Here is a 10524-nt window from a genome sequence, read left to right as displayed (position 1 = left end):
GGAGGGGCCGGGCGCGCACGAGGACGCTGGACGTCTCCCGGGGACGCGGGCGGCTGGCCTGCGCAGTCCTCGCCAGATGGGGCACAGTTTGGCCCCGGATCGTCGGCGGAATCGTCACCGCCCGCAGGGGGGTTGCGCTGCTGGCGCTTCTTCTCGGCCGCGCGCCGGCGCCGCTCCTGGACCTGTCGGCGGCTCGGGTTGGCGTCGAGGTAGCCGTGCATCACGTAGTCGCCGCGCCGGGGCTGGGGGCAGCGTGCGCACGCGTGCCCGGCTTCGTGCCACAGCCCGGAGGCGAGCAGTTTGGCGATCTGCGTGGCCGTGCCGTTCTTCGCCGCGACCGCCCCGGGGATCACCCCGTCGGTCAGGTGGGCGCTCGCGTAGGCGCCGCAGCGCACCCACAGCCCGGTGGCGGCGTTGCCTGCCGCAAGGATCTTGGGGTGGTCGTCCGTGCTGTCGCCGACGGCGAACCAGGGCATGCCGGTGGTCTCCTACCAAGGTGGGGTGCCGGGTCCGCAGGCCGGCATGGCGGTCGGGGATGGGGCAGCTCAGGCGGCCGTCTCGGCGCTCTGGTCGAGGCCCAGCAGCACGCGCAGCTTCGCGGTCGGGACGAGGATGCGGCGGCCGACGGTGATCGTCGGGATGTCGCCGCGCCGGGCGGCGTTGTAGCTGGCGGCGCGCTCAAGCCCGAAGATGCGGCCAGCCTCGGGCACGGTCATCGTCGGCTGGACCTGGGGGTCGGGAAGGGCGGGAACGGGGCTCGTCGTCATGCCCGCACTGTGGTCCGCGCCGGGCCCTACCGTCCCGCTGTCCACGGCCGGTGCGGGCAGTTCCCGTGTGTGCCGCACCGGCTGCATCGGTACACCGAAGGCCACGTCGGTGCAGGTCAGCGCCCATGCGAGCCGCGAATGGCACTCTTGCCGAGGAATTCCACCCCGTCCGAAGTGGCCGCCCGCGACTGCGCAGAACCAGGGCGACAACGGGACGGCGGCGGCGCACCGGCCTCTCCCCCGTCCACCTCAGTCCGCCCCCGTCCATTGCGGCAGCAGCGCAGCTGACCCCGTCCACGCTCGGCGCGACCCAACCGTGTCACCGGCCCTACGGTCACGGCCAACTCCCCACGACCGCACTGGCCTGTGCCCCGACCGGCACGGCTGCGGTGAGTGTGGGCCTGCCGTGACCGCCGCCCCAACCAGCGGGGCCTGAGCGCCGATTGAGAGAAATGAGCGAGCGCGAGAAGAACGACAGCCCAGGGTCGGTGTACCGCCGCTGCACCTGCCGCGAACCTGTCCTGGACGAAAACAGGCAGCCCGTGCTGGACGCCGGGGGAAAGCCCAAGACGCGCGAACTCGGATCCCGCTGCCCGAAGCTGAAAGGCAAGAAGGCCCACGGCACGTGGTGGTACTACCTCAACCTGAAGCCCGGCCCCGACGGCAAGCAAAAGCGGGACCGCAAGGGCGGCTACCCGGACAAGGACGCCGCCGTGACCGCCCTGAAGAAGGCGATCGCGAAGGTCGACCGCGGCGAGGTGATCGACCACCGCACCACCGTGGCCCAGTACCTGATGAAGTGGCTGGAGCAGCGCAAGACCCTGGAGCCGACGACCGTCAGCTCGTACGAGAGCCACATCCGGATCTACCTGATCCCCGCGCTCGGCCACATCAAGCTGGAGGACCTGACCGCCGAACCGATCACCGACATGTTCGACGCGATCCAGGCCCGCAACGTCGTCATCGCCTACGAGCTCGCGATGATCGCCAAGGCCCGCGCCGAGTACGCCGAGTGGAAGGCCCTGTACGGGCGCAGGCCGGGCCGGCCGAAGAGGAACGCCCCGCCTCCGCCGGTGCCCGCGCCGGAGATACCCAAGCGCGAGCCCCACGCCCAGATGCGCATCGTCGCCCCGGCGACCATGCAGCGCATCCGCGCCACCCTGCGCTCCGCCCTCACGGCGGCGGTCAAGAAGGGCCAGGTCAGCCGGAACTGGGCGAGCCTGGTCGACCTGCCCTCCGGCAAGCGCCCGAAGGCGCTGCTGTGGACGCCGGAGCGCGTCGAGGAGTGGCGGCGCACCGGCGAGAAGCCGTCGAAGGTGATGGTGTGGACCCCGGAGCAGGCCGGGATGTTCCTCGACGGCATCGAGGGGGACTGGCTGCGCGCGTTCTGGCACCTGGCGATCTTCCGAGGGCTGCGCCGGGGCGAGGCTGCCGGCTTCGAGTGGCCGAAGGCCAACCTCGAGACCGCGGTCATCACCGTCGACTGGCAGGTGGTCACGGTGAAGGGCAAGCCCCTCGGTAAGAAGCCGAAGGCCGACAGCGAACGCACGCTCGCCCTCGACAGCCACACCCTCCAGGAGCTACGGGACCACCGCGACCGGATGGCCGAGGCCCGCCGCGACGCGGCCGAAGCCGGACGGCCATGGCCGGTCACCGACAAGGTGTTCGTCCGCGAGGACGGCGCCGAGATCAACCCGGACTACCTCACCGACCGGTTCGAGCTGCTGTGCAACAAGCTGGGCCTGCCGCCCGTACGCCTGCACGACCTACGACACCTCGCAGCCACCCTGCTGCTCGGCGCCGGCGCCGACCTCAAGGTCGTACAGGAGGTACTCGGCCACGCCACGTACGTGCTGACTGCCGACACCTACACCTCCGTGCTGCCTTCCCTCGACCGCGAGAACGCGGAGAAGGCCGCCGCCCTCGTCCCGGTGAAGTCCCGCAGCAGCACCAGTGCCCCGCTGGTGTACCTGCTGGTGCTCGGCGGGATCGAGGTCGCCATGACCAACGCCGAGGACGCCCACGCCCTCGTCGACCTGTGGAACGAACTCCTGGTCCACGGCCACCCCGGGTCGAGGGAACGCCGCGCCGCCATGCCGAAGAAGCGCACCCGCTGGTCCGGCCGCGGGGTGCTGTGGGAACGGCAGCCCCGGCACCAGCAACTGCACTCCGCCGTGGCCGGCGTCGACCGACGCTCCGGCACAGTGATCTACCAACTGCCGCTCGTCAAGCAGCCGTGCTTCGAGTTCGAGCGCGACCTGTACACCGACCAGGCCGCCGTCAGCTTCGTGCAGCTGCGCCACGGACTGCGCGGCACCATCGAAGTCGTCGCACGCGGCACCGACGAGGCCGCGGTGAAGAGCGCCTTCGAGCAAGCCCTGGAGCAGGCTTCCCAGCTGCGCACCGCCAGCGTGCCCGAAGGCGACGACGACCAGCTCGAAGGCGACATTCTGGCGGCGTAGCAACCGTGTGCCGGAGGCCCGAGGGGCCGGAGCGATCCGCTCCGGCCCCCTTCTACCTGCTATGCACCCACCACAGGAGCCACGGCACCACGGCGTTACCCAGCGCATGGCCGGAGCCCGCTAGCACGCCCCACCAGAACCGCCGCACGCTGCGCCTACCCACCGCCAGGTGCCGGCGTCCGACCAATACCGAGTCCTCGCCCTCAGCCATCAACTTCTCTTCCATGGAACCTCCTTGGTCTTCCCGTTCAGCTTCGCGACCGACCTTCATGGCCGCTGAACCCAGAAGACCAGGCGGACCGCCCTCGGATTCCGGGAGACCTCGGGGGGTTCTACTTCCCGCTGCCGGCACCCACAGCTTCGCCCCGCGCCCTATACCACGAGCGACAGCGGCCGCCGCGCGCTCAACTCCCCTGCCAGTAGCGTGATCCCATGGTGAGAACCCCGCCCAGTGCGGCCGATCAACTGCTGCTTCAGCTCGCCGCTGACCGCGGCACAGAGGTGTCCGGCCGTCAGCTCGAACGCTGGCGCGCCCAGCCCGACCCCCTGCTACCGGCCAACACCCGCTCCTACCCGGGGCGCCCTGTCGGCGGAAGCGCGTCCGCGACCGATCCCGCACTGGTGGACCTGGTGGTGTGGCTCGGCCAGCACAGCCGCCCCGGCGCCGATCCCCTCTACCTGGCACTCGGCGCGTTCGGGGCCGGATTGACCGTCCCGGAAGGTACCGTCCGCGAGGCGTTCGCCCGGCAGGTCGTCCGGTTCGTAGAACGGGTCACTGACCGGCTCGGTCCGGTCCCGGAGCGCGGGGACATTCAGGAGTGGGTGAGCGACCAGGCCGACGAGATCGCACAGGGGGGCGCGCACCGCCTCACGGGAGTGAACCGCCGGGTCCGTCGGATCGACAAGCAGCTGCGGCAGCTACCCGCGCTCGCCGAGCTGTGGCAGTTCGCCGCCGACCTCGATCCGGATCGCGCCGACGTCGATCCGCTGGACAACGCCGGTCTGCTGTACCACGGCATGACGGCGGCCCTCGGAGGCCCCGGCGGGATCAACCCGGAGGTGATCGCGCGGATGACCCGGTCCCAGGCAGGCCGAGACGTGCCGCAGTACACCGCGCGCCTGCTGGAGACCGACCCCCGCGACCCCCTGGTCGCTGTCCGGAGCACGCCAGCGCACCAGATGCCGGGTCTGCCGGCCGACAGCGTCATGAACCACTTCGTATCGGTGGCCCGGAAAGCTCCACTGGATCGGCTGCGGATCGGCTGGACCGCTGCCGGGGAGATGGCGGACTGGGCTCAGGCTCTGTGCCGCGCGGTCGAAGCCGAGCTCTCGTCCGAGCAGCCAGGCGACGCCTGCCGCGATTGGGTCTTCGGGCAGTTCTTCGGCATCGGCAGGATGTACCTGATCAGGGGCCTGGCCGAGCCCGCCCCAACTGCCGGCCAGCAGGCGCTGACGGCGTTGGAGCTGGTGCTCTCCTTCGATGCGATCAACACCGTCCTCGCCACGACGGACGACGACGGACACGAGACGATGCGGCGTCTCGCCCCGCCGTTCCTGCTCAAGCTGGCCGCTGTCGAGATGCCGTCAGGCTGACCGATCGGGGTATGACCCAGATCCGTTGCTGGTCCACGATGGTGAGCGCTTCGTTGTAGTCGAGGCCGTAGAAGCGCTCACCGCCTCCACGCCGCTTCTCCCTCGCGCGGTGCATGGGTAGTCGGACTGTACGGGCCCGGGACGGCCTGCCCGAGCTCGACTAGGGCCTGTGTGATGTTGTGATCAACATTGCAGTTTCGTGCTCACCCGAAGGCGGAATCCGGTAGGACGCTGTGTGTGACGCGTAGGCAACTCACTGATAACCAGTGGAAGTTCATCGAGCCGTACCTGCCGATCGGCAGGTACGGCCCGTACCCCGAGAGGCTGCGGGATCAGCTCGAGGGAATGATCTGGCGGTTCCGCTCCGGCGCTCAGTGGCGGGAGATGCCCTCCGAGTTCGGTCCCTGGCCGACCGTCTACGGTCGTTTCCGGGTCTGGCGGGACGCCGGCGTCTTCGAAGCCCTGCTGGAGGGGCTGATCGCGGAAGCCGCGAAGCGCGGCGAGGTGGACTTGTCCCTGGTCAGCGTGGACTCCACCACCGTGCGGGCTCACCACGACGCCGCCGGGATGCACCTGGACCCCGACACCATGGACGCCCTGGAGAAAGCCGCCGACGAGGCGGAGAAGGCCCGACAAAAGGTGCCCCTATGGTTTTCGTCAAGCGGCTGAGGCTTCCGGTGCCTGGTAGAGGGTGCCGTCCCTGAGCATGGCGAAGAGCACGTCGATGCGGCGTCGGGCGAGGCAGACGAGGGCGGCGACGTGGTGTTTGCCCTCGCGACGTTTCTTGTCGTAGTAGGCGCGTGAGTCCGGTTGGGACAGCGCCGCGAACGCGGCGAGATAGAAAGCTCGCTTGAGCTGCTTGTTGCCGCGCCGGGACGGGTGCTCGCCGCGGATGGAGGAGCCGGAGTTCCTGGTCACCGGGGCGAGGCCGGCGTAGGAGGCCAGATGGGCGGCGGAGGCGAAACCGCTGCCGTCGCCGACGTCGATGAGGATGCGGGCTCCGGTCCTGACCCCAATGCCGGGCATGGAGGTCAGGACCCGGGAAAGAGGGTGGGCCTCCAGTAGTTCCTCGATCCGGGACGCGAGGAGCTGGCGTTGGTCGGCCACGGCGCTGAGCGAACGCGCGAGGCTGGGAACGATCAGCGCGGCGGCATCGGTGCCGGGCACGACGACGCTCTGTTCATCGAGGGCGGCGAAGATGTCCTCGACCAGGCGCTCGGCTATGCGCGGCGCCTTGGGCCGCAGCAGAGTCACGAGCCTTCTCCTGCCGGCTTTCCTCAACTCCCCTGGGGATCCGAAACGTTCGAGCAGAGCCAGGACGGCCGGATGGTCGAGTCGGGGGCCCAGGACCCGTTCCAGCGAGGGGTGGATCTGGGGTGAGCAGGCCCCGCAGGCGGTTCTTGATCCTGGTGGATTCACCGGCGAGATCGTCATCGAATCCCACGATCATTTCCAGCTCGGCGATCGTCTCGTCGGCCGGGGCGAGGTCGCGCAGAGTGTGTGGCATGGTACGTGCGGCGTCCGCGATGATCGCGGCATCACGCGCGTCGGTCTTGGCCTCACCCGGGTAGAGATCGGCGATCCGCCGCATCGTCAGCCCGGGCAGGTAGGCAACTGCACAACCCGCGTCGCGGGCCACCGCCAGCGGCAGGGCGCCGATGGAGGCCGGCTGGTCGACCACGACCAGCACCGTGCCGTGCTTGGCCCGCAGCCTGGCGAACAGCTCCCGCAACTTCAGTTCATTGTTGGGCAGCTGCTTGTCGAAGACCCTCTTCCCAGCGGGCGTGAGCGCGGTGGCGTGGTGTTCCCCCTTACCGACGTCCAGACCGAGATAGACGTCGACGTCACTGGTGTCGATCACGTGTCCTCTTCACAGCGGTTGCGCCCTCCCCGGCCTACCTGTGGCATCAGCGTGCCGGCATCCACGTTACGAAGAGACTGCCTCACCCGGATGGGATCGGCGCTCGTGCCCCTGATCAGCGGTCTGCCAATGCCTCCGCACCCGGTGACACCACCTTTTCGATCATGATCGACTGGGGCTGCAAGTCATGCCGGGCCCGGAGGCCGGGAGCCCCATTGCGGGGCCACGAAAAAGGTAACGGGGCAGCCCGGAAGGACAAGACGGGCAGGACACTGGAAACGACCCGGAACGGGAAGAACGGCGACGTATCCGGCGTCGGCGCAAGCTCCGACTGAAAGCCGCCCTGCTCGGACGATCCAGGGGCGGGCAGACCAGCAAGATCCATACCGCCGGTGACCGGAAGTGCCGCCCGCTGTCGTTCGTCCTGACCGAGGGACAGGCCGCCGACAGCCCGCAGTTCATCCCCGTGCTGAAGAAAATCCGGGTCCGCGGGCCCATCGGCCGCCCCCGCACCCGGCCCGACGCGGTCGCCGGGGACAAGGCCTACTCGTCCCGCGGCAACCGCGCCCACCTGCGCAAGCGCCACATCAAGGCGGTCATCCCGGAGAAGAAGGACCAGGCCGCCAACCGGAAGAAGAAGGGCAGCAAGGGCGGCGCCACAGCTTCTCGCGTGACCACGGCAATCAACTGCCACGCCAGCAGCTGCACCGGGTGGACACGATCAAATCCGTGTGCCAGGACGATGCCCGCGTCAGTTCCTGGGGTGCTGTCGGCGGGACACGCCCTCAGGCAGGGGAGCGCGGACGAGGCCGGCGCGTGTGCGGCGGAGCAGCTCCAGAGCCAGCGATTCGCCGGAGGCATCGGTACCAAGCAGACGGTTCGCGTGCAGGTGCACGTAGCTGTGGCACAGTTCGTCACCGGAACGCCCAAGGCCCCGGCCGTGGTGGAGTGAGTCGATCAGGTCGATGGCCGGTGCGAGTGCCGCACGCCGTGTGCTGAGCAGCCGGGACACCTCGCTGTCGGCCGGAAGAGCACCGCCCAGGGCATGGCGCAGCGCACGTTTCCGCTTGCGGTACTCGGAGCCCCCGACGCGCCGTTGCGGCGGGTTGCCATGAGAGAAGGCAGCCCGCTCCTGGGGGGAGAGACCCAGGCAGGCGAGCAGGTCGTCCATGCTGATTACGGCAAGCTCCAACAGATCAACGCCAAGTCGGCCTTCGGCGTGCGCCAGCAGCATGCCAGCGACGCTCGGGCTGTCTGCCATGAACAGTGCTTCCGCGGCCGCGATCCCTTCCTCACCTCCGTAACGCTCGACTTCACGCTCGTACGTCTCGAACGAGAACTTCGTGCAGAAGCCGTCGGCCTGCAGCCCGATGGCCCAGGTACACGCCTGCTCCATCAGCGGTCCGACGAGTGTGGACGGATTTCCGTGGAAGCGGAGGCGTACATGGCACTCTGAGTCCGCGTAGCGCACGAAGAACCAGCCGTCCGAGAGGCCAGACTGGGTGGCGTACTCGCCGAACCCGCGCAGGGGGCCGCCGATCAGGTCCTCCTCCTGTCGGGCGTCACAGTAGAGCTTCATATACAGCCAGTCGCTGCCCGGCGGGCGTAGCCTCGCCCCCGGCTCGACCACCTGGACGACGGGGCGGCGGCTACTGCCGGACGGCTCACCGGCCTGCCGGGAGAGGGGTGCGACGACCTCGCACATATGGCCGCCGTCCACCCCCGGCAGCCAGGCATGTTCCGGTCCTGGCAGGGCTTCTTGGATCAGCGCGGACCGTCCGGCCGGAACCGTCTTGAGTTCCTCTTGGAGCAGCTCGATGTCCTGTGCGTCGTCGAGGTCGAGGAGAAGACGATTGTCGGCGACCGCCAGGTAGACGTGGCGGGGTACCTCCCAACTGGTCCGCCACGCGGACAGTGCCGCTGGGAAACGGTCGCCGGAGCCGGGTGGTGCTACGCCTTCGGGGTCGAGCCGCCACTGGGCGAGGGCCAGGACGGTCCTGCCCGTGTGCACCCGGGGCAGGAAGGCGAGGCCCGCCGCCGGCCCCCAAGAGAACGGGGTGAACTGGCAGCGGCCGTCATGGGTGGCGTCGAGGAGGAACCTGGCGATGACGGGCGCCCTTGCAGTGTTGAGCATGTGACCCTGAACCCCTATGACCTCGGCTCTGCCCGCGGGCCAGCTGATCACGAAGCGACCGGATCTGAGACCGACGACGAGTTCGCGTATCGGTATGACGCCCTGGGCTGGCACGCCGGGCCAGGCATCGATGAGGATCTCTTGGGCTCGGATCGCGGGCCGCAGCGCGACATTCGCGGAGCGCGGCGGGTCAGGTGCGTAGACCACCTCGGCGATCAGCGCATCCGACTCGTGTCCCTGCTCGGTGCGCGCCAGTTCCGCCAGCGCGTCGCAGGCGGGTGCGCCGAGGAGTGCGGCGAACCGCCCGAGGTTGCGGCCGGCTGCGGGCGCGCCGAGATTGGGTCCGACAACGAGCTGGAAGTCGCCTCGGTCGATGTCCGCCGGAGACGTGGCCGCGAGGAGGAACGATATGTCGAGTGAGGGCGGGACGTTTTCGGGGGCCGGATCCGACGTGGCCAGCCGGGCAAGGGTTTCGTCGTCGAGCTCCACCACTGTGCGGCGTTCGCGGTTCGCGTTCAGGGCGAGATCGAGCAGAAGCTGGTCACGCGGGTGGTGGCCGAGGGTTCCCTCGCCGCCTGCACCGTACGCGGAGGGCGCCCCGAGACCCGTCGAGGGGTCGAGGAGTTCCAACAGCGGAACCCGGCGATAAGGCCCGTACCGGGCCTCGAAGGCCCGGCGGAAACCCTCCATGTGCGGCATTCCCGTGGGGAAGCTGCTCAGGCGCAGAAGCAGCTCGGCGGCCGAGGCCGCTTCGGCGGCCACCGAGGCGTGGAGACCGGTGGCTGCGAGCGAGAGCGCCGTGTCAGTCTGCAGGAGCGTCGGGGTACTCGTGCCCGTGTTCGCGGGGCCGGAGCGTAGATCGTCCATCCGGTTGAGTAGGGTCGGCAGGCGTTCTGCCCTTCGGTCGAAAGGGAGCTGGTCCCACCGGGCGAACTCCTGGGACAGCCGGGCCATTTTCCCGGCCGTAGCGTGAGCTTGAGGAGACGGGGTTGCCTCAAGGCACGTGCGCAGGCGCGTCATCGGATCGCCGCCGGTCAGCGCCGGGTGCAGCTCCGAGATCAGGAAGCCCTGTGTCCGCAGGTCGTCCACCAGAGTGCCGGCCTTGTCGGGGGTGGCCCCGGGTAGATCCCGGACCGCCGCTTCCAGGTCGGCTCGAAAGGTGGGTACCTGTGCCGTAGCGAGCACGCGGCGCACGGCTGCAGTGGCTCGTATGGAGGTGTCTGCCCCCCGGCCGTCGGTGAGGATGGCGCGGCCGCTCCGCAGGAGGATCGCGGGACTGGCCATCAGACGCAGGTAACGACCGATGTCCGGATCGCCGTCGATCTGCTCCGTCAGGTGGTGCAGCCACCCCATGTCGGCCCGTGTGCGCGTGGGTGACGCGGACGGGGTGAGCGCGAGGTCCGTGGCCGGAGCCCACCGTGCCAGGCCGACCCCCGCGAACAGTCCGAAGGGTGTCGGCCTGGTGGTCATCCTGATCAGGTACCGCCTGAGCTTGCTGACCAGTCGGGGAGCTGTTCGGTCCTGCGGTCCGGTCCGTTCCAGTGCCGTGGCCAGATCGGGACTCGCCACCCATATTGCGAGGCGCAGCAGTGGATCGCGTGGCAACAGGGAGGTCTCGGACCCGGTGGACGGGCTCGGCGCCGGAGTCGGCCAGGTAGCGCTCGTAGCCGTAGTGCTCCAGCAGGACCCGGCGCAGCTCGGCGTTCT

The 10524-nt window shown here is 69.5% G+C and carries 4 protein-coding genes and 5 pseudogenes; 4 read left to right on the top strand and 5 right to left on the bottom strand.

What is annotated here, in order from left to right; genetic code table 11:
• Positions 1 to 476, bottom strand: a pseudogene (locus ACIQOV_RS10870) (hypothetical protein); the annotation flags it as partial.
• Positions 477 to 545: 69 nt separating this feature from the next.
• Positions 546 to 767 carry a helix-turn-helix domain-containing protein gene (locus ACIQOV_RS10865; RefSeq protein WP_401047270.1) on the bottom strand — a complete coding sequence of 74 codons (222 nt, stop codon included), beginning with the start codon at positions 765 to 767 and terminating at the stop codon, positions 546 to 548.
• A 452-nt stretch (positions 768 to 1219) separates the two neighbouring features.
• Here ACIQOV_RS10865 and ACIQOV_RS10860 point away from each other — a divergent pair, with 452 nt between their 5' ends.
• The 3 genes and pseudogenes from ACIQOV_RS10860 to ACIQOV_RS10850 all read left to right on the top strand — a co-directional run.
• The gene (locus ACIQOV_RS10860; RefSeq protein WP_401047268.1) at positions 1220 to 3229 is read left to right on the top strand and encodes a tyrosine-type recombinase/integrase; all 2010 of its coding nucleotides are present in this window, start codon (positions 1220 to 1222) and stop codon (positions 3227 to 3229) included.
• A 432-nt stretch (positions 3230 to 3661) separates the two neighbouring features.
• On the top strand, positions 3662 to 4822 hold the full coding sequence (locus ACIQOV_RS10855) for a hypothetical protein (protein ID WP_401047267.1): 1161 nt from the start codon (positions 3662 to 3664) through the stop codon (positions 4820 to 4822).
• 237 nt (positions 4823 to 5059) lie between these two features.
• Positions 5060 to 5461, top strand: a pseudogene (locus tag ACIQOV_RS10850) (transposase); the annotation flags it as partial.
• Between the two features lie 18 nt (positions 5462 to 5479).
• Here ACIQOV_RS10850 and ACIQOV_RS10845 read toward each other — a convergent pair.
• Positions 5480 to 6683 (bottom strand): annotated as a pseudogene (locus ACIQOV_RS10845) (IS110 family transposase).
• A gap of 238 nt (positions 6684 to 6921) precedes the next feature.
• On the opposite strand from ACIQOV_RS10845, the pseudogene ACIQOV_RS10840 reads away from it, so the two are divergent.
• Positions 6922 to 7371 (top strand): annotated as a pseudogene (locus ACIQOV_RS10840) (transposase); the annotation flags it as partial.
• Positions 7372 to 7434: 63 nt separating this feature from the next.
• Here the strand turns inward: ACIQOV_RS10840 and ACIQOV_RS10835 are convergent.
• Together ACIQOV_RS10835 and ACIQOV_RS10830 are read right to left on the bottom strand one after the other, a co-directional pair.
• A complete protein-coding gene (locus ACIQOV_RS10835) occupies positions 7435 to 10422 on the bottom strand; it encodes a lantibiotic dehydratase (protein WP_401047266.1) in 2988 nt (995 codons plus the stop codon).
• 16 nt (positions 10423 to 10438) lie between these two features.
• A pseudogene (locus ACIQOV_RS10830) lies at positions 10439 to 10524 on the bottom strand (DUF6745 domain-containing protein); the annotation flags it as partial.

The organism is Kitasatospora sp. NPDC091257 (assembly GCF_044757675.1).
GTDB classification, from domain to species: Bacteria; Actinomycetota; Actinomycetes; order Streptomycetales; family Streptomycetaceae; genus Kitasatospora; species Kitasatospora lactacystinica.
Note: the sequence above shows the minus strand (reverse complement) of the source record. Positions and strands in the feature narration are given on the sequence as shown.

What these genes read in the sequence shown, in the direction of transcription:
- ACIQOV_RS10865 (WP_401047270.1), bottom strand. Translation starts at nt 767, where the DNA reads ATGACGACGAGCCCCGTTCCCGCCCTTCCCGACCCCCAGGTCCAGCCG.
- ACIQOV_RS10860 (WP_401047268.1), top strand. Translation starts at nt 1,220, where the DNA reads ATGAGCGAGCGCGAGAAGAACGACAGCCCAGGGTCGGTGTACCGCCGC.
- ACIQOV_RS10855 (WP_401047267.1), top strand. Translation starts at nt 3,662, where the DNA reads ATGGTGAGAACCCCGCCCAGTGCGGCCGATCAACTGCTGCTTCAGCTC.